At 55.5% G+C, this 19,124-nt stretch carries 15 protein-coding genes; 13 read left to right on the top strand and 2 right to left on the bottom strand.

Annotated features, from left to right (window positions below):
* Positions 1–42: 42 nt before the first annotated feature.
* The 9 genes from pilW (at position 43) to ACMV5I_RS10235 (ending at position 9,098) form a co-directional block, all read left to right on the top strand.
* Positions 43–792: a type IV pilus biogenesis/stability protein PilW gene (gene pilW / locus ACMV5I_RS10275; RefSeq protein ID WP_414824262.1), complete on the top strand. Its 750-nt coding sequence runs from the start codon at positions 43–45 to the stop codon at positions 790–792.
* Positions 782–1,762, top strand: a complete 981-nt coding sequence (gene rodZ / locus ACMV5I_RS10270) for a cytoskeleton protein RodZ (protein ID WP_024484239.1) — start codon at positions 782–784, stop codon at positions 1,760–1,762. Before pilW ends, rodZ begins: the two co-directional genes overlap by 11 nt.
* A 47-nt stretch (positions 1,763–1,809) precedes the next feature.
* Positions 1,810–2,931 (top strand): flavodoxin-dependent (E)-4-hydroxy-3-methylbut-2-enyl-diphosphate synthase, encoded by a 1,122-nt coding sequence (gene ispG / locus ACMV5I_RS10265; RefSeq protein ID WP_024484238.1) that lies wholly within the window; start codon positions 1,810–1,812, stop codon positions 2,929–2,931.
* 121 nt (positions 2,932–3,052) lie between these two features.
* The gene (hisS, locus tag ACMV5I_RS10260) at positions 3,053–4,327 is read left to right on the top strand and encodes a histidine--tRNA ligase (RefSeq protein WP_414824261.1); all 1,275 of its coding nucleotides are present in this window, start codon (positions 3,053–3,055) and stop codon (positions 4,325–4,327) included.
* 13 nt (positions 4,328–4,340) lie between these two features.
* The gene (locus ACMV5I_RS10255) at positions 4,341–4,961 is read left to right on the top strand and encodes a tetratricopeptide repeat protein (protein ID WP_202810654.1); all 621 of its coding nucleotides are present in this window, start codon (positions 4,341–4,343) and stop codon (positions 4,959–4,961) included.
* Between the two features lie 11 nt (positions 4,962–4,972).
* The gene (gene bamB / locus ACMV5I_RS10250; RefSeq protein WP_021807184.1) at positions 4,973–6,154 is read left to right on the top strand and encodes an outer membrane protein assembly factor BamB; all 1,182 of its coding nucleotides are present in this window, start codon (positions 4,973–4,975) and stop codon (positions 6,152–6,154) included.
* Between the two features lie 157 nt (positions 6,155–6,311).
* Positions 6,312–7,799 (top strand): ribosome biogenesis GTPase Der, encoded by a 1,488-nt coding sequence (gene der, locus ACMV5I_RS10245; RefSeq protein ID WP_024484234.1) that lies wholly within the window; start codon positions 6,312–6,314, stop codon positions 7,797–7,799.
* A 104-nt stretch (positions 7,800–7,903) separates the two neighbouring features.
* Complete coding sequence (locus tag ACMV5I_RS10240) at positions 7,904–8,860, top strand: AEC family transporter (protein ID WP_202728746.1); 957 nt, start codon at positions 7,904–7,906, stop codon at positions 8,858–8,860.
* A gap of 13 nt (positions 8,861–8,873) precedes the next feature.
* The gene (locus ACMV5I_RS10235; RefSeq protein WP_414824260.1) at positions 8,874–9,098 is read left to right on the top strand and encodes a zinc ribbon domain-containing protein; all 225 of its coding nucleotides are present in this window, start codon (positions 8,874–8,876) and stop codon (positions 9,096–9,098) included.
* Between the two features lie 2 nt (positions 9,099–9,100).
* Here the strand turns inward: ACMV5I_RS10235 and ACMV5I_RS10230 are convergent, their stop codons facing one another.
* On the bottom strand, positions 9,101–10,183 hold the full coding sequence (locus ACMV5I_RS10230) for a LacI family DNA-binding transcriptional regulator (RefSeq protein WP_284122274.1): 1,083 nt from the start codon (positions 10,181–10,183) through the stop codon (positions 9,101–9,103).
* Between the two features lie 349 nt (positions 10,184–10,532).
* Here ACMV5I_RS10230 and ACMV5I_RS10225 point away from each other — a divergent pair, with 349 nt between their 5' ends.
* Positions 10,533–11,840 (top strand): MFS transporter, encoded by a 1,308-nt coding sequence (locus ACMV5I_RS10225; RefSeq protein WP_414824259.1) that lies wholly within the window; start codon positions 10,533–10,535, stop codon positions 11,838–11,840.
* 11 nt (positions 11,841–11,851) lie between these two features.
* Positions 11,852–14,215, top strand: a complete 2,364-nt coding sequence (locus ACMV5I_RS10220) for a TIM-barrel domain-containing protein (protein ID WP_414824258.1) — start codon at positions 11,852–11,854, stop codon at positions 14,213–14,215.
* 101 nt (positions 14,216–14,316) lie between these two features.
* Here the strand turns inward: ACMV5I_RS10220 and xseA are convergent, their stop codons facing one another.
* Positions 14,317–15,693, bottom strand: coding sequence for an exodeoxyribonuclease VII large subunit (gene xseA, locus ACMV5I_RS10215; RefSeq protein ID WP_121607560.1), 1,377 nt, complete (start codon positions 15,691–15,693; stop codon positions 14,317–14,319).
* 169 nt (positions 15,694–15,862) lie between these two features.
* On the opposite strand from xseA, the gene guaB reads away from it, so the two are divergent.
* Together guaB and guaA are read left to right on the top strand one after the other, a co-directional pair.
* Positions 15,863–17,326, top strand: coding sequence for an IMP dehydrogenase (gene guaB, locus ACMV5I_RS10210; RefSeq protein WP_037411907.1), 1,464 nt, complete (start codon positions 15,863–15,865; stop codon positions 17,324–17,326).
* Between the two features lie 104 nt (positions 17,327–17,430).
* Positions 17,431–19,008, top strand: coding sequence for a glutamine-hydrolyzing GMP synthase (gene guaA / locus ACMV5I_RS10205; RefSeq protein WP_202671271.1), 1,578 nt, complete (start codon positions 17,431–17,433; stop codon positions 19,006–19,008).
* Positions 19,009–19,124: the final 116 nt, after the last annotated feature.

Genomic DNA, 19,124 nt, shown 5'->3' with positions numbered 1-19,124 from the left:
TCAGGCGATCGGGTAACATCGGATAAGGAAATGAGTGCAAGCATGAAGCTGAAACTGTGGGGTGTATTATTGGCGGCCAGTTTGCTGGTGGGCTGTTCCAGCTCGCAACCCGATAACGACGGGCCAGCGGTGGCGGCAGGCCAGACCCGGTTGCAACTGGGCCTGGAGTATCTGAACCAGGGCGATCTACCGGCTGCCAGGCAGAATCTGCAAAAAGCGGTCGATGCGGCCCCACAGGATTATCGTACCCAATTGGGCATGGCACTCTACAACCAGCGGATCGGCGATAACGCCGCCGCTGAACAGCGTTATCAGCAAGCGCTTAAACTTGCACCGGGTAACGGTACCGTATTGAATAATTACGGTGCGTTTCTCTGTAGTTTAGGGCAGTATGTACCGGCCCAACAGCAGTTTAGCGCTGCGGCACTGGCGCCAGAATATGGCCAGGTTGCCGACAGTCTGGAAAACGCAGGTTACTGTTTCCTCAAGGCCGGTCAAAATGATGAAGCTCGTAAGTTATTAACGCGAGCGCTGAAGATCGATCCGGACAAGGGGGCTCCGCTGCTAGTGGAAGCAGAAAAGCAATTTGGAGAAGGGAAGCGCGCGCAGTCGCAACTTTTATTGGACAGTTATCAACATGTTCTGCCGGCGAGTGCCGACAGTCTATGGCTACAGATTCGTTTCGCCGCGTTAGCGGGCCGTCAGGATAGCGTTCAACGCTATGGCAAACAGCTAGCGCGAAGTTTTCCACAATCCAAACAGTACCAGCAGTTCTTAGCTAATGAATACTGAAGATTCCCAAGATAAAACCGTATCTATGACAACAGGTCAACGCCTGCGCCAGGCTCGTGAACAACTCGGGCTGAGTCAACAGGCCGTGGCTGAACGCCTGTGCCTAAAAATGTCTACCGTGCGCGACATTGAAGACGACAATATGTCTGCCGATCTGGCTTCAACGTTCGTGCGTGGTTATATCCGTTCCTATGCCAAGCTGGTGCATTTGCCAGAAGATGAACTGTTGCCGATGATGGAAAAACAGGCACCGGTGAGAGCGGCCAAAGTGGCTCAAATGCAGAGCTTCTCTTTGGGTAAGCGCCGTAAAAAGCGTGATGGCTGGCTGATGAGCTTTACTTGGCTGATTGTGTTTGTGGTCGTGGGTTTGACCGGTGCCTGGTGGTGGCAGAATCACAAGGCTCAGCAGGAAGAGATCGCCACCATGGCGGATCAATCTTCCGCACAACTGTCTCAGCATGGTGAAGGCCAGCCAGTGCCATTGACCGACGGTAACGCGGATAATGGCGCATCGGCAGTTGTTCCAGACAACAGCCCTGCGCCGTCAACCAATAACGCTGCTACGACTCAACAGGTTCCGGTTGTGCTTGACCCTCAGGCGGCTCAACAGCCTGCGGTGGTAGCACCAAGCCAGGCTACTATCCCAGATGCGACATCGACTGCGCCAGTCGCCCAGGCTCAGTTGCCTACCGGTGCTGCTGGTGTCAGTGCTTCTGAGGCTGATGCCAACGGGCTGGTGATGGATTTTTCCGGCGATTGCTGGGTACAAGTGGTTGACGCGACGGGGAAATCCTTGGTCAGTGGCATCCAGAAAAGCGGTTCGCGGCTGAATCTGGCTGGCAAGGCGCCGTTTAAACTGACCCTTGGCGCACCGGCTTCGGTACAGGTCCAATTCCAGGGTAAACCGGTCGATTTAAGCCGGTTTGTCAAGTCAAACCGTGTTGCTCGTCTGACCGTTGCCGCGCAGTAATTGCGCGGCTATTGTCGTTATGTCTGAGCAGCAGTGGAGAGTAACTGATGCATAACCAAGCTCCCATTAACCGTCGCAAATCTACCCGTATTTACGTCGGTAACGTGCCTATAGGCGATGGAGCGCCGATTGCCGTGCAATCGATGACCAACACCCGTACCACCGATGTCGAAGCGACGGTTAATCAGATCCGGGCTCTGGAGCGCGTGGGGGTTGATATCGTCCGCGTTTCCGTTCCCACCATGGACGCCGCCGAGGCGTTTCGGCTGATCAAGCAGCAGGTCAACGTACCGCTGGTGGCCGATATCCATTTCGATTACCGCATTGCGTTGCAGGTTGCCGAATACGGCGTTGACTGCCTGCGTATCAACCCGGGCAACATCGGCAACGAATCTCGTATCCGTTCAGTGGTTGACTGTGCGCGTGACAAAAATATCCCGATCCGCATCGGCGTTAACGGCGGCTCGTTGGAAAAAGATATTCAGGAAAAGTACGGCGAACCTACGCCGGAAGCGCTGCTGGAATCCGCCATGCGTCACGTGGATATTCTGGACCGTCTCAACTTTGACCAGTTCAAGGTGAGCGTGAAAGCGTCCGACGTGTTCTTGGCCGTGCAGTCTTACCGGCTGCTGGCTGCCCGTATTGACCAACCCTTGCATCTTGGCATCACCGAGGCGGGCGGAGCACGCAGTGGCTCAGTGAAATCAGCCATTGGCTTGGGCATGCTGCTGTCGGAAGGGATCGGCGATACGCTGCGCATTTCGCTGGCGGCGGATCCGGTTGAAGAAGTGAAGGTTGGCTTTGATATCCTGAAGTCCTTGCGCATCCGCGCTCGTGGCATCAACTTCATTGCCTGCCCAACCTGCTCACGTCAGGAGTTTGACGTCATTGGCACCGTCAATGCGTTGGAACAACGCCTGGAAGATCTCATCACCCCGATGGATGTCTCCATTATCGGTTGCGTGGTGAACGGGCCGGGCGAAGCTCTGGTGTCTACCATTGGGGTAACCGGTGGGCACAAGAAGAGTGGCTTCTACGAAGACGGCGTGCGCCAGAAAGAGCGTTTTGATAACGAACAGATGATTGACCAGTTGGAAGCGAAGATCCGGGCCAAAGCGGCCATGATGGACGAATCCAAGCGCATTTCGATCAATCTTCTGGAAGAATAAGTCGGCGGCTATTGGCCCGCTGATTGATAATCCGAGGACTGGATTGCGCATCTGCGTTGAATAGCGGGTGGCAAAGTCCCTATAATCGGATCCATTTTATATAAACGGACAGAGAACTCACGTGGCAAAAAACATTCAAGCCATTCGCGGCATGAACGATTACCTGCCGGAAGAAACGGCACTGTGGCAGCGTATTGAAGGCACACTCAAGCAGGTGCTGAGCGGCTATGGCTATAGCGAAATCCGGTTGCCGATTGTAGAGCAGACCCCGTTATTTAAGCGCGCCATCGGTGAAGTGACCGACGTCGTGGAAAAAGAGATGTATACCTTCGAGGACCGCAACGGCGAAAGCCTGACGCTGCGCCCGGAAGGAACGGCTGGCTGCGTACGCGCCGGTATCGAACATGGTCTGCTGTACAATCAGGAACAGCGTCTGTGGTATATCGGCCCGATGTTCCGTTATGAACGTCCGCAAAAAGGCCGTTACCGCCAGTTCCATCAGTTAGGCGCAGAGGTATTTGGCCTGCAAGGTCCGGATATTGACGCCGAGCTGATCCTGCTGACCGCCCGCTGGTGGAAAGCCCTGGGTATTGCCGAACACGTCAATCTGGAACTGAACTCCATTGGTTCACTGGAAGCTCGCGCCAACTATCGTGACGCTCTGGTGGCTTTCCTGGAACAGCATCAGGAAAAACTCGACGAAGACTGCAAGCGCCGCATGTACAGCAACCCACTGCGCGTGCTGGATTCTAAAAATCCAGAAGTGCAAACCCTGCTTAATGATGCGCCGCGTCTTTCCGACTATCTGGATGAAGAGTCCAAAGCCCACTTTGCCGGGTTGTGTGAACTTTTAGCTCAGGCCGGTATCCCATATACCGTTAACGAGCGCCTGGTGCGCGGCCTGGATTATTACAATCGCACGGTGTTTGAGTGGGTCACCACCAGCCTGGGCGCTCAGGGCACCGTGTGTGCCGGTGGCCGTTACGACGGCCTGGTTGAGCAACTGGGTGGGCGCGCTACCCCTGGCGTGGGTTTTGCCATGGGGCTGGAGCGTCTGGTACTGCTGGTTCAGGCGGTTAATCCGGACTTCAAGGCACCGGCCAACATCGACGTGTACGTCATATCGAGCGGTGCGGGTACCCAGAGTGCGGCCATGTTGCTGGCAGAGCAGGTTCGTGATGCTGCGCCGCAGATTAAATTGATGACCAACTATGGCGGCGGCAACTTTAAAAAGCAGATCACCCGTGCGGACAAGTGGGGCGCGCGTATCGCCCTGATCCTGGGTGAGAACGAAGTCGCAGCACAGCAGGTAGTGATTAAAGACCTGCGCAGTGGTGAACAAGAAACGCTGGCGCAAAGCGAAGTCGCTGCGCGTCTGGCTTTGATGTTAGGTTAAGGAGAAGGACACCGTGGAAGTCTATACCACTGAAAACGAACAGCTTGACGCCGTGCGCAACTTTTTTGCCGAAAACGGTAAAGCTTTGGTTGTGGGTGTGGTGCTCGGTATTGGTGCCCTGGTTGGTTGGCGCTATTGGCAGAGCAACCAGACCTCCAGCATGATGGCTGCCTCACAGTCTTATCAACAGGTTGATGTTGCCCTGGCATCGGGTAAAGCCGAAGACGTGGCAACGGCAGAGAAGTTTATCCAGGCGAACGACAACAGCTACGGCGTGTTCGCGGCTCTGGATTTGGCTAAACACTTTGCAGAACAAGGTGATTTTGCCAAGGCAGAACAACAACTGGTGGTGGCACAGGGCCATGCCAAAGATGAAAACCTGCTAGCGTTGGTAAACCTGCGTCTGGCTCGTATTCAGATGCAAGAGAAAAAGCTGGATGAAGCGCTGAAAACGCTGGAAGGCGTGAAAGGCGAAGGTTGGATGGCAATGATGCAAGACGTACGCGGCGACGTGCTGTTGGCCAAAGGCGACAGCAAAGGTGCACGCGAAGCTTACAGCAAAGGCATCGAATCCAATGCTTCTCAGGCGCTTGCGGCAGTGATGCGCATGAAATTGAATAACTTGTCCAGCTAAGGGGAATTCCCATGCAATTGCGTAAAACACTCTTGGTCGGACTGGTTTCCGTGACTTTGTTGAGTGGTTGCTCGCTGTTTAGTGGCGAAGAAGACGTGGTTACCATGTCGCCGCTGCCAACGGTTGAAAATCAGTTCACGCCGAACAAAGCGTGGAGCACGTCGGTCGGTGATGGCATTGGCGAGTACTACTCTCACCTGCGCCCGGCTTATCAGGACAGCACGGTTTATGCTGCCGATCGTCGCGGTACGGTGAAAGCGATGGACCTGGCCGACGGGAAAGAAAAATGGAAAGCCGATCTCTCAGAGAAAACCGGCTTCTTCTCCAGTAACCTGCCTGCACTGCTGTCTGGCGGCCTGACGGTGTCTGGCTCCAACGTGTACGTTGGCAGTGAGAAAGCAGTGGTGTATGCGCTGAATACCGAAGACGGTAAAGTCGCCTGGCAAACCAAGGTTGCGGGTGAAGCGATTTCCCGTCCGGTGGTCGCCGAGGGGCTGGTGCTGATCCATACCACCAACGGTCAGCTGCAAGCGTTGAACGAGTCTGATGGTGCCATCAAGTGGACGGTCAACCTGGATATCCCTTCACTGTCACTGCGTGGTGAGTCTGCTCCGGCAACGGCCTTTGGTGCAGCGGTAGTTGGCGGTGACAACGGTCGCGTCAGCGCCGTGTTGATGCAGCAGGGCCAGTTGATCTGGCAGCAGCGTATTTCCCAGCCAAGCGGTGCAACCGAGATCGACCGCCTGAATGACGTAGATACCACGCCGGTGATTATTGACAACGTGGTCTATGCCTTGGGTTACAATGGCAACATGGCGGCGCTGGATCTGCGCTCCGGCCAAATCATGTGGAAACGTGATATGGGCTCGGTGAACGACTTTATCGTCGACGCAGGCCGTATCTATGTGGTCGATCAGAATGACCGTGTAGTGGCGATGAATACCGAAGGTGGCGTTAACCTGTGGCGCCAGAGCGATCTGCTGCACCGTAACCTGACTGCACCAGTGCTGTATAACGGCTACCTGGTCGTCGGCGATGCCGAAGGTTATCTGCACTGGATCAATACCACCGATGGCCGTTTTGTGGCTCAGCAAAAAGTGGATAGCTCCGGCTTCCTGTCCGCGCCAATTGTGGCCGGTGACAAACTGCTGATCCAGGCGCGTGGCGGCAAGGTTTACGCCTTCACTCGCTAACAGTTTTAGCCCCAATAAATCACAGGCTATGCAACCTGTAAGATTAATGGGATAACGGCTCCTGCTATCAGGAGCCGTTTCGTATTTTTAAGCTATGCCGCTGCTGTCTATTGCGCTGCATAGTAACGCATTGATTATTAAGTAATGAGGCTTCAACATGATACCTGTCGTTGCGCTGGTCGGGCGCCCGAATGTCGGTAAATCCACCTTGTTTAACCGTTTAACACAGACGCGCGATGCGCTGGTGGCGGATTTCCCCGGGCTAACGCGAGACCGCAAGTATGGTCGTGCTGAAGTTGAGGGCAACGAATTTATTATCGTCGATACCGGGGGTATTGATGGGACGGAAGATGGCGTTGAAACGCGTATGGCCGGTCAGTCGCTGCTGGCGATCGAAGAGGCCGATATCGTCCTGTTTATGGTCGATGCCCGTGCCGGGCTGATGCCTGCCGATCAGGGGATTGCCCAGCACCTGCGTAATCGCCAGAAGGCGACGTTCCTGGTTGCCAACAAAACCGATGGCATGGATCCGGACACCGCGACGGCAGATTTCTATTCCTTGGGCCTGGGCGACGTCTATGCGATTGCCGCTTCCCATGGCCGTGGCGTCACGCAGCTGATTGAGCACGTGCTGGTGCCATTTATCCCGGCAAAACCGGAAGAAGTCGAGCTGACCGAAGAAGAAGCCAATGCCGCCTATTGGGCCGAGCAGAGCGGTGAGCTGGAAGACGGTGAATATGAAGATCCGGAAGACGACTTCAACCCGCAGGATCTGCCGATCAAACTGGCGATCGTTGGCCGCCCTAACGTAGGTAAGTCGACGCTCACTAACCGTATCCTCGGCGAAGAGCGTGTCGTTGTGTTTGACATGCCAGGCACGACTCGCGACAGCATTTACATTCCGATGGTGCGTGACGAGCGCGAATACGTGCTGATCGACACCGCCGGGGTGCGCAAGCGCGGCAAGGTTACAGAAACCGTAGAGAAATTCTCGGTGATCAAAACGCTGCAGGCGATCGAAGATGCCAACGTAGTGTTGTTGGTGGTCGACGCCCGCGAAGGCATTTCCGATCAGGATCTGTCGCTGCTGGGCTTTATCCTCAATAGTGGGCGCTCACTGGTGATTGCGGTCAACAAGTGGGACGGCATGAGTGAGGAAGATCGCGATCACGTCAAAGAGATGCTTGATCTACGCCTGGGCTTTGTCGATTTCGCGCGTGTGCACTTTATCTCTGCGCTGCACGGCAGCGGTGTGGGTAACCTGTTCGAATCTGTGAACGAAGCCTATGAGTGTGCTACTCGTCGCGTAAACACCTCGATGCTTACCAAGATCATGCAGATGGCTGCCGAAGACCATCAGCCGCCGTTGGTGCGTGGCCGCCGCGTGAAGCTCAAATACGCGCACGCAGGGGGTTATAACCCGCCTATCGTGGTGATCCACGGTAACCAGGTATCCGATCTGGCAGACTCCTACAAACGTTACCTGATGAACTACTTCCGTCGTTCACTCAAGGTGATGGGGACGCCGATCCGCATCCAGTTCAAAGAGGGCGAGAACCCGTTTGCAGGTAAGCGCAACACCTTGACGCCAAATCAGATGCGCAAGCGCAAGCGCTTGATGAGCCACCTGAAGAAGTCAAAATAACAATCGTAGGGCGTGGAATTGATACCACGCCCTATTTTTATCCTGCTTAAACCGTTCTATTATCTGCCAATCTCACTTCTTCACCGACCCTGCAAAGGAACCTCATGTCCTGGGAAACCTGGAGTTTTGCCTTTAGCGTCACCGTACCCAACTTATTGATGATGCTGCTGGGGATCCTGCTGCGCCACTGGCGGCTGATGGACGATCGCTTTATCGATGGAGCCACCAAGCTGGTATTTAATCTGGCGTTGCCCTGCCTGTTGTTCTTCAGCATTGCCACTAACCACCCGCAACTGCGCGATAATTTTGCTCTGGTGATCTACGGTGCGGTAGGGACGATTGTGACCTTCCTGTTGCTGGAGATCGCAGCCAAGTGGCTGGTGAAAGAACCACGCGAGCGTGGTGTGTTCGTGCAGGGGGGATTCCGGGCGAATACCGCGATTGTCGGCCTGGCTTATGCCATGACCGCCTACGGCGATGAGGGTATCGCGATTGCCTCGCTATATCTGACCGTGACGGTGATCCTGTTTAACGTGCTGTCGGTCATCACCCTGACGCGTAGCCTGCAAGGCGGCAATGGGCAGAAGATCAAACATCTGTCATTGCTGCGCAGTATCGTGACTAATCCGCTGATCTTGGGGCTGCTGAGTGGTCTGGCCTATGCGCAGACCGGGCTGGGGATTGCACCCGTGCTCAAGCAGACCGGCAGCTATATCTCAGGCCTGTCATTACCGCTGGCCTTGCTGTGTACCGGGGCCAGCCTCGATCTGCGAGCCATGTTCCGCTCTTCCAACGTCGCGGCGTTGTCGTCGTCGGCTAAACTGTTTTTGGTACCGGTGTTGATGACGTTTGGGGGTTGGCTTTGCGGTTTCGAGGGCGCTACGCTCGGCATTATTTTTATGTTCTCGGCGACGCCAACCGCCTCCGGCAGCTATGTGATGACGCGTGCCATGGGGGGCAACGCGACGTTGGCCGCCAATATTATTGCGATCACCACCGTGGGATCCTTCTTTACCACCGCGTTGGGGATCTCTTTCTTGCGCTCGTGGGGCGTGATTTAAACCAGGAGGAAAGATGGACGCCTTATGTCCGGTTTGTGCCCAGCCGATGAGCTGGGTGAATGGCCACTATCATTGTGACGGCTGCAACAGCGATTACCGGCAGCTTGCCGAGTGCCCCGACTGCGGGCAACCGTTGCAAGAACTGAAAGCCTGTGGTGCCGTGGATTATATCTGCCAGCATGGCCACGGGCTGATCTCCAAAAAGCGGGTGAAGTTCAGCTATCAACCGGTGGAATGACCTCATGCATCATAGAGCCGGTGGTCGTGCGTGCTGACCGCTGGCGACACCTTGTTTTGGCTGAGGCGTTTAACCGAGGCCCGTACCGCCAAGCGCCCATGCAACAGCATATTGCTGGGTGGCGCATCCGGGCGCAGCATACGGCGCTGCAACAGCGCTATGGCCTCTGCACCCAGCTCATCACGAGGAACGTGAACCGAGGTCAGCGGCACGTCGTGGATCTCCGCCAGATTAAAACCATCCGTACTCATCACCGAAATATGTCCCGGTACGCTGATGTGCATTTTCTTTAGCGCATTGACGGCACCCACCGCCATATAGTCACCCCCTGCCAGGATCGCCGTCGGCAATTGTGCCCGATCGGTAACGCCGTTGATAAAGGCCGTGATGGCCTGCTCGGCTTCTTCACTGCCGAAACCGGAAGTGGTGACCAGATGCTGGCGATCATCGAAGGGAATATTGTGCCGCATATAGGCCTGTTTGATCCCCGCCAGCCGCAGCTCCATGGTATTGCGCCGCAGACATTGCAGATTGAGGATACGGCTGTGGCCCTGTTGCAACAGATAGTTGGCGGAATACTCCCCAATCAGTTGATGGTCGGGGGAGACGCTGTCTAGCCGCATCTGGCGATCGGTGCAGTTAATCAGAATGCAGGGCTTGTTCAGATCGGCGGCCAGCGTATGGATATGCTCGTCATCAATGCCGATGATCAGCACGGCTTCGGTTAACGGATCGCTCATCTTTTCCACAAACAGCATGCTATCGCTGTGTTGCTCCTCCAACCCGCAGTAGCGGATCCTGACATCATGTTGCGCCAGTGCGGTGGTTATCCCCTGGATCACCTTGTAGTAGAAAATATCGGTGCGGACATCAAAAGCGCGCTGTGGGGCAAATACCATCACGTTGTTCAACATCAGCCTGCCGTTAGAAAGCCCCTGCAAAATACCGTTTTGCTGCGCGCAGGCCAGCACCCGTTGCCGCGCCTCGGCGCTGGTGTTGGCTTTCCCGGCCAACACGCGTGAAACGGTGCTGATCGAAAGGCCGGTTTGGCGCGCAATTTCCTGTATTTTCAGCTTTCCGTTCATTTTGTGATCTCCTTCAAATTCGGTCGTGAGAATATTTTCACGGCGTATATCTATCTTTCAGACGGCTTTCTATGGCTATAACGGCGAAATTTTAACTGTCGTATGAAAATTTTTGCAAAATTCGCCATTTCACTCGCACTCTCCGCTGGTTAGTCTGCGTTGGTACACCAATTTTATAGATTTATCAGTCCAATTTATTGGATGGAATACAAGTAAAACAACATTAAATCATAGGGTTGTCGCAGCATTGACGTTGTATTTGTGGCCGACGTCACAAATAACGCTGTTAACACCTCCGTTAGCAAGAGTTGCCCTACCAAAAAGGCGTATGGTCGCCGCGGAGATCAAGATGAGTGTAGAAATCAATCAAACGGTAGTCGCCAGCAGCCGCCGTAAATTCAAATCGTTGCGCTGGTGGATGTTGGCCCTGTTCCTATTGGGCGTCACGGTTAACTACATTACCCGCAACTCGCTGGGGATTCTGGCACCTGAGCTGAAAACCAGTCTCAACATGACCACCGAGCAATATTCCTGGGTGGTCGCCTCCTTCCAACTGGCTTATACCCTGTTCCAACCGATCTGCGGTTGGCTGATAGACGTCATAGGTCTGAAGATGGGGTTCCTGGTTTGTGCCAGCATCTGGGCGGTGGTATGCATGATGCATGCTGGCGCGGGCAGTTGGTTGCAACTGGCGATCCTGCGTTTCTTCATGGGGGCAGCTGAAGCGGCGGCTACCCCGGCTAACGCCAAAGCGATTTCTGACTGGTTCCCGAAAAAAGAACGGCCGATTGCTGCTGGCTGGGCAGGGGTCGGCTTCTCGATAGGCGCGATGTTGGCTCCGCCGATCATTGTGATTGCCCACGTTTCCTTCGGTTGGCAGGGGGCATTTTTGTTCTCCGGTGCTCTGGCGCTGATCTGGGTGGTGTTGTGGTGGGTGTTTTACCACTCGCCGCAACAGCACCCGAACCTGAGCCAAAAGGAGTTTGATCTGATCAACGAAGATAACGAGCCGGTACTGCCGAAGCTGCCGTTCTTTAAATCGTTGGCGATCCTGTGCAAAAACAAAAAATTCTACGGTATCGCCATCCCAGCGTTTCTGGCTGAACCGGCTTGGGCAGTATTCAGCTTCTGGGTGCCGCTTTACTTGGCCACCGAGCGCGGCATGGATCTCAAACAGATCGCCATGTTTGCCTGGCTGCCGTTCCTGGCGGCGGATATCGGCAGCGTCGCCAGTGGTTATCTCACTACGCTGTATCGCAAATGGTTCGGCTGTTCCCGCGTGAACTCGGTGGTGGCCAGCTCGGTGACCGGAGCCTTCATGATGGTATCGCTGGCGTTTGTCGCGATCACCAAAGATCCCTACATCGCGATCGCGCTGATCTCCATTGGTGGCTTTGGGCATCAGGTGATTTCCTGCATGTTGAGCGCACTGGTAGTGGAATCCTTCGATAAAAACCAGATGGCGACGGTAAACGGTATGCGCGGCTCCAGCGCCTGGATCGCCAGCTTCCTGTTCACGCTGTTGATTGGTGCCGTTTCCGACACCGTCGGCTTCAACCCGCTCTTCGTCGCCATGGGCTTCTTCGATCTGATTGGTGCGGTGTTCCTGATCGGTTTGATCGCCGAGCGCGGCAAAAAACCTTCACTTACTGTGTAAGTTGGATAATTATGAAAACGTTAAAAAACTGGACGCTGGCTGGGCAATATGCCGACCGTGTTGAACTGCTGGTGGACGAGCAACACCTGTTCTGCTTGTACGTGTTGGAAAACAATCTGTTCCGCGTGCTGATTAAACGCCACGGCGAACTGGCACTGGATCGCACCTGGAGTATCGCCCCGCAAGAGGATGTGCCTTGGGAAGGACGGGATCGCCTCAGCGTCGCCGGTTTTGGCCTGCCGGGTTATCAACTTAGCCAGCAGGCAGACAGTTTGACGGTCGCGACCCCGCAACTGCGCGTGACAATACATCAGCCGCTATGGCTGGAATGGGAATACTGCAATGCGGCGGGGGAATGGCTACCACTGGCTGCGGATCGCCCAACCAGTGCCTATCTGCTCAATGCGCACGGCGACGGCGTGGCGCACTATCAGCGCCGCCATCAGGGCGAACGTTACTATGGGTTAGGTGAAAAAGCGGGCGATCTGGAGCGTACCGGCCGCCGCTTTGAAATGCGTAACCTGGACGCGATGGGCTACAACGCCGCCAGCACCGATCCGCTCTACAAGCATATCCCTTTTACCATCACGCGCCGGGAAGAGGTCAGCTTTGGCCTGTTTTATGACAACCTGAGCAGCTGCTGGCTGGATCTGGGTAATGAAATCGACAACTATCACTTGGCCTATCGCCGCTATCAGGCCGAGGCGGGCGATCTGGATTACTATCTGTTCCTGGGGCCAAAGGTGCTCGACGTCACCAAAGCCTTCGTGCGCCTGACCGGTAAAACCCATTTTGGGCCGAAGTGGAGCCTGGGTTACAGCGGCTCGACGATGCATTACACCGACGCGCCGGATGCCCAGCAGCAGTTGCAGCAGTTCATTCAACTGTGCCGTCAGCACGCCATCCCGTGCGATTCGTTCCAGCTCTCTTCCGGCTATACCTCGATCAATAACAAACGCTACGTCTTCAACTGGAACTACGACAAGGTGCCGCAGCCAAAACAGCTTAGCCAAGCCTTTCACGAGGCTGGGCTGAAGCTGGCGGCGAATATCAAACCCTGCCTGTTGCAGGATCATCCCAAATATCAGCAGGTGGCGGAACTTGGCTTGTTTATCCGCGATTCGCAAAGCGATGGCCCAGAACGTTCCAGCTTCTGGGATGACGAAGGTTCGCATCTCGACTTCACCAACCCGGCAGCGGTGCGCTGGTGGCAGCAGGGGGTGACGGAGCAACTGCTGGAAATGGGGATTGATTCCACCTGGAATGATAACAACGAGTATGAAGTGTGGGATGGGGAAGCGCGCTGCCACGGTTTTGGCAAGCCGATTGCCATCAAGCATATTCGCCCGGTGATGCCGTTGCTGATGATGCGTGCCTCACTTGAAGCACAGCAGCGTTTTGCGCCGAACCTGCGGCCTTATTTGATCTCGCGCTCCGGCTGCGCCGGTATGCAGCGCTATGTGCAAACCTGGAGTGGGGACAACCGCACCAGTTGGCAAACCTTGCGCTACAACACTCGTATGGGGGTGGGGATGAGCCTGTCCGGGTTGTTTAACGTTGGGCACGATGTGGGCGGTTTCTCCGGCGATAAACCGGACGCGGAACTGTTGGTGCGTTGGGTACAAAACGGGGTCATGCACCCGCGCTTTACCATCCATTCCTGGAATGATGATGCTACCGTCAATGAACCCTGGATGTACCCGGCGGCTACGCCGATGATCCGTGATGCTATCAACCTGCGTTATCGGCTGATGCCGTACTTCTACACGTTGCTGTGGCAGGCAAGCCATGATGATGAGCCGATGCTGCGGCCAACCTTCCTCGACCATGAACATGATGAGCACACCTTCGGAGAAACCGATGATTTCCTGATTGGCCGCGACCTACTGGTGGCCAGCGTGGTGGAGCAGGGGCAGCGCCAGCGTGAAGTCTACCTGCCGGATAACGTTGATGGTTGGTACTGCTTCTATAGCGGCCAATGGTACAGCGGTGGCCAGAGCATAGTGCTGGAGGCACCGCTGGAGCGCTTGCCGTTACTGGTACGCGCTGGGGCCGGGCTCCCGATGTCACAACGGTTGGGGCATGTAGACAATGCGGCAGACGATCGCCGGGAACTGCGGCTGTTCCCCACCAAGGGCTGCGGATGGTCCTCAGGCCTGCTGTTTGAAGACGACGGGGAAAGCCATGGCTGGCAGCAGAATAATGCGCTGTGGCTCCGCTGGGAGGCGGTGAGTGACAATCAGCGCATCGAGCTGACCTTCACCCACGAGGGGCATTTCAAACCGACGTGGCAGGTGCTGAACATTGTGTTGCCAGCAGGCGAGACTCGCGAGCTGTGGGTTAATGGGGTTTGTTGTGATAGCTATGTGCTGTGACTAATGCCATATCCCAACCCTCTACTGAGGGTTGGGATGCTATCAAACTGGATGAAGTTTTGCCTAAAAAAGAAGAAGTCGATCAGCTCTGCCACTAACCGCTATTCCACCACGCGTTTCTTACGCGGCTTTTTCGCCACGGTGACGGTTTTGACTTCGCTCTCCACCCAGCCATCCTGCAGGCGGGTTTTCAGCATTTCCCCAACCTGTGCCTGCTTGGTGGTTTTCAGTAACTCACCCTGTGGCGTCTGCGTTACGCTATAGCCGCGAGCCAAGGTTGCCAGCGGGCTAACCGCCTCCAGTTGACTACAGGCGACGCCAAAGCGTTGGCGATAGCCATTGAGCTGCCGCTCCATCCCCTGTTGCAAACGGTATTCCTGCTGCTGAACACGCTGCTGCAAGCGGTGGATACGGCCCATCGGCTGTACCTGCGCCAAGCGCTGCTGCACGCGTTCACTGCGGCGAGAAGATAGCCGTAATTGCTGCTGCATCCCTTCTTCAAGACGGCGCTGTAGCTTGAATAGCAGCGTTTGCTGTCGTGCCAGCCGCAGGTGTGGATGCTGTTGTTGCAGGCGGTGATTGATGCGGGTGAACTGCTGCTGGCGCTGCGCCAGATAATAGTCCATCGCCATTTCCAGCCGCTGTTGCTGTGACTGCAATTGGCGCAGCAGCTCAAGCTGATTACGGCTGACCAACTCTGCGGCCGCTGAAGGGGTGGGAGCCCGCAGGTCGGCAACAAAGTCGGCAATGGTAACGTCGGTTTCATGGCCGACGGCGCTGACGATCGGGATACGGCTGGCAAAAATTGCCTTCGCGACGCGTTCGTCGTTAAAACTCCATAAATCTTCTAACGAGCCACCGCCGCGCCCGACGATCAACACATCACACTCATCGCGGCGGTTGGCGGTTTCGATCGCGCGAACGATCTGCAACGGAGCTTCTGCCCCTTGCACGGACGTGGGGTAAATCACGATCGGCAGTGAAGGATCGCGCCGCTGTAGCACCTGCAAAATATCGTGCAGCGCTGCGCCGCTGGCGGAGGTGATCACCCCAACGCATTTAGCCGGGCTTGGCAATGGTTGCTTGAACTGTTGATCAAACAAACCTTCGGCTGCCAGGCGCTGTTTCAACTGCTCGAATTGCTGTTGCAGCAGGCCGTCACCGGCAGGCTGCATGCTTTCGGCGATCAGTTGGTAGTCACCGCGTGGTTCATACAGGGTGATGCTGGCCCGCACCAGAACCTGCTGGCCATTTTGCGGGCGAAAGGTGGTGCGCCGGTTGCTGTTGCGAAACATCGCACAACGCACCTGGGCACGGTCATCTTTCAGCGTGAAATACCAGTGGCCGGAGGAGGGCTGGGAGAAGTTGGAGATCTCGGCGGAGAGCCAAATCTGCCCCATTTCCATTTCCAGCAGCTGTCGAACCGTCTGATTGAGGCGGCTTACGGTAAAAATGGACGGTGAAGTAGGTAGTGACATGTGACCCAGATCAAATTTCAAAACAAGCACTTAATTGGTCGATATTACAGCTCGGCGAAAGGTAATCAAGAGTTTTTGTAAGAAAGTGCTGGAGGCAACCGATTACGCTCTGTATAATGCCACGGCAATATTTTATCTTTTCCGCATCCACCTTGGTGAGATATTGCCCATGCTACGTATTGTAAAAGAAGCTCTAACGTTTGATGACGTTCTCCTGGTTCCAGCCCACTCCACAGTTCTGCCTAATACCGCAGATCTTGGCACCCAACTGACCAAATCCATCCGCCTGAATATCCCTATGCTGTCCGCAGCCATGGATACCGTAACCGAATCCAACCTGGCTATTGCGCTGGCGCAGGAAGGCGGTCTGGGCTTCATTCACAAAAACATGTCCATTGAGCGCCAGGCGGAAGAAGTTCGCCGGGTGAAAAAACATGAAAGCGGCGTGGTCACGGACCCACAGGCCGTTACTCCTTCCACCACACTGGCAGAAGTGAAAGAGTTAACCGCGCGTAACGGCTTTGCCGGTTACCCGGTTGTGACCGAAGAAAACGAATTGGTGGGGATCATTACCGGCCGTGACGTGCGCTTCGTAACCGACCTGACTCAACCTGTCACCGCAGTGATGACGCCAAAAGAGCGCTTGGTCACCGTCAAGGAAGGCGAAGCGCGTGAAGTCGTGCTGCAAAAAATGCACGAAAAACGCGTTGAAAAAGCGCTGGTGGTGGATGACAGCTTCCACCTGCTGGGCATGATCACCGTCAAAGACTTCCAGAAAGCAGAGCGTAAACCTAACGCCTGTAAAGATGAGCATGGCCGTCTGCGCGTAGGCGCTGCGGTAGGTGCCGGTGCTGGTAACGAAGAGCGCGTTGATGCGCTGGTCGCTGCCGGTGTTGACGTACTGCTCATCGACTCTTCACACGGCCATTCCGAAGGCGTGTTACAGCGCATCCGTGAAACCCGTGCCAAATACCCAGACCTGCAAATCCTTGGCGGTAACGTTGCGACCGGGGCTGGTGCCAAAGCCCTGATGGAAGCCGGCGTGAGCGCGGTGAAAGTGGGGATCGGTCCTGGCTCTATCTGTACGACGCGTATCGTAACCGGCGTGGGTGTTCCGCAGATCACCGCTATCGCCGATGCGGTAGAAGCGCTGGAAGGGACTGGTATCCCAGTTATCGCTGACGGTGGTATCCGCTTCTCTGGCGATATCGCCAAAGCGATTGCTGCCGGTGCGTCCTGCGTGATGGTTGGCTCAATGTTGGCGGGTACGGAAGAATCTCCGGGCGAAATCGAGCTGTATCAGGGCCGTTCGTTCAAATCTTACCGTGGGATGGGGTCTCTGGGCGCGATGTCCAAAGGTTCCTCGGACCGTTACTTCCAGACCGATAACGCCGCTGATAAACTGGTGCCGGAAGGTATCGAAGGCCGTGTGGCCTACAAAGGCATGCTGAAGGCGATCGTGCATCAGCAGATGGGCGGCCTGCGTTCCTGCATGGGCCTGACCGGCTGTGCGACCATCGACGAACTGCGTACCAAAGCCGAGTTTGTGCGCATCAGCGGTGCCGGTATTCAAGAAAGCCATGTGCATGACGTGACCATCACCAAAGAATCACCAAACTACCGCATGGGCTAATGCTTTAACCTCTCTCCTGCGGGAGAGGGGCAGGGATGAGGGGGCGACCTCTCATCCCAAATACCCTTTTTGCTCTTTTTCTCTGTTGCTGGAATTTGCCTCACATGACAAAAAATATTCATAAGCATCGCATCCTGATCCTGGATTTCGGTTCACAATACACCCAACTGATTGCCCGCCGCGTGCGTGAGATTGGTGTTTACTGTGAGCTGTGGGCCTGGGACGTCAGCGAAGAGCAGATCCGCGAATTCAATCCAAGCGGCATCATTCTCTCCGGTGGCCCGGAAAGCACCACCGAACTGAGCAGCCCTCGCGCGCCAGAATATGTCTTCACCGCCGGCGTACCGGTATTGGGCGTGTGCTACGGCATGCAGACCATGGCGATGCAACTGGGCGGCCATGTACAGGGTTCAACCGAGCGTGAGTTCGGCTATGCGCAGGTGGAAATCACCCAATCAAGCGCCCTGCTCCGCGATATCGAAGATGCGATCAGCCCGGCAGGCAAACCGGTATTAGACGTATGGATGAGCCACGGCGATAAAGTTACCGCTATCCCGTCAGATTTCGTCACCGTTGCCAGCACCGATACCTGCCCGTTTGCCATTATGGCCAACGAGGAAAAGCGCTTCTACGGCGTACAGTTCCACCCGGAAGTGACCCATACCCGCCAGGGCCAGCGCATCCTGGAGCGTTTCGTACTGGATATTTGTGGTTGTGAAGCACTGTGGACACCTGCCACCATCATCGAAGATGCCGTTGCGCGTATTCGTGAGCAGGTCGGTGAAGATCACGTGATCCTTGGCCTGTCCGGCGGCGTGGATTCATCCGTTACCGCCATGTTGCTACACCGCGCCATTGGCAAGCGCCTGACCTGCGTATTCGTAGATAACGGCCTGCTGCGCCTGAACGAAGCTGACCAAGTGTTGGAAATGTTCGGTGACCACTTCGGCCTGAACATCGTGCACGTAGCGGCAGAGAACCGTTTCCTGAGCGCGCTGGCGGGTGTGGATGAGCCAGAAGCCAAGCGTAAGATCATTGGCCGCGTCTTTGTCGAAGTGTTCGACGAAGAAGCCTGCAAGCAGAGCGCCGTGAAGTGGCTGGCTCAGGGCACCATCTACCCTGATGTGATCGAGTCTGCCGCTTCCGCTACTGGCAAAGCGCACGTGATCAAATCGCACCACAACGTCGGTGGCCTGCCGAAAGAGATGAAGCTGGGTCTGGTGGAACCGCTGAAAGAGCTGTTCAAAGACGAAGTGCGCAAGATTGGTCTGGAGCTGGGCCTGCCGTACGACATGCTGTACCGCCACCCGTTCCCAGGGCCAGGTCTGGGCGTGCGCGTATTGGGCGAAGTGAAGAAAGAGTATTGTGATCTGCTGCGCCGTGCTGATGCGATCTTTATCGAAGAGCTGCACAAAGCCGATCTGTACAACAAGGTCAGCCAGGCGTTCACCGTGTTCCTGCCGGTGCGTTCCGTTGGCGTGATGGGCGATGGCCGTAAATACGATTGGGTTGTCTCACTGCGTGCGGTAGAAACCATCGACTTTATGACCGCGCATTGGGCACACCTGCCTTACGATTTCCTTGGCCGTGTTTCCAACCGTATCATCAACGAAGTCAACGGTATTTCCCGTGTGGTTTATGATATCAGCGGGAAGCCACCGGCGACGATTGAGTGGGAATGATTAGTTAATATCAGCCTCACGCGATAGCTTGAATAGAATGAAAATCCTCTGTTTTACAGGGGATTTTTCTTTTTCAGCGAGCATTCATTGTGTTAGCCTCGAAAGTTTTGCCATCG

Source organism: Serratia sp. T13T92 (assembly GCF_047530105.1).
Classification (GTDB): Bacteria; Pseudomonadota; Gammaproteobacteria; order Enterobacterales; family Enterobacteriaceae; genus Chania; species Chania fonticola.
The sequence above is the reverse complement of the archived record's forward strand: the minus strand, read 5'-3'. Positions and strand labels throughout refer to the sequence as shown.

What these genes read in the sequence shown, in the direction of transcription:
- pilW (WP_414824262.1), top strand. Translation starts at nt 43, where the DNA reads ATGAAGCTGAAACTGTGGGGTGTATTATTGGCGGCCAGTTTGCTGGTG.
- rodZ (WP_024484239.1), top strand. Translation starts at nt 782, where the DNA reads ATGAATACTGAAGATTCCCAAGATAAAACCGTATCTATGACAACAGGT.
- ispG (WP_024484238.1), top strand. Translation starts at nt 1,810, where the DNA reads ATGCATAACCAAGCTCCCATTAACCGTCGCAAATCTACCCGTATTTAC.
- bamB (WP_021807184.1), top strand. Translation starts at nt 4,973, where the DNA reads ATGCAATTGCGTAAAACACTCTTGGTCGGACTGGTTTCCGTGACTTTG.
- der (WP_024484234.1), top strand. Translation starts at nt 6,312, where the DNA reads ATGATACCTGTCGTTGCGCTGGTCGGGCGCCCGAATGTCGGTAAATCC.
- ACMV5I_RS10240 (WP_202728746.1), top strand. Translation starts at nt 7,904, where the DNA reads ATGTCCTGGGAAACCTGGAGTTTTGCCTTTAGCGTCACCGTACCCAAC.
- ACMV5I_RS10235 (WP_414824260.1), top strand. Translation starts at nt 8,874, where the DNA reads ATGGACGCCTTATGTCCGGTTTGTGCCCAGCCGATGAGCTGGGTGAAT.
- ACMV5I_RS10230 (WP_284122274.1), bottom strand. Translation starts at nt 10,183, where the DNA reads ATGAACGGAAAGCTGAAAATACAGGAAATTGCGCGCCAAACCGGCCTT.
- ACMV5I_RS10225 (WP_414824259.1), top strand. Translation starts at nt 10,533, where the DNA reads ATGAGTGTAGAAATCAATCAAACGGTAGTCGCCAGCAGCCGCCGTAAA.
- ACMV5I_RS10220 (WP_414824258.1), top strand. Translation starts at nt 11,852, where the DNA reads ATGAAAACGTTAAAAAACTGGACGCTGGCTGGGCAATATGCCGACCGT.
- xseA (WP_121607560.1), bottom strand. Translation starts at nt 15,693, where the DNA reads ATGTCACTACCTACTTCACCGTCCATTTTTACCGTAAGCCGCCTCAAT.
- guaB (WP_037411907.1), top strand. Translation starts at nt 15,863, where the DNA reads ATGCTACGTATTGTAAAAGAAGCTCTAACGTTTGATGACGTTCTCCTG.
- guaA (WP_202671271.1), top strand. Translation starts at nt 17,431, where the DNA reads ATGACAAAAAATATTCATAAGCATCGCATCCTGATCCTGGATTTCGGT.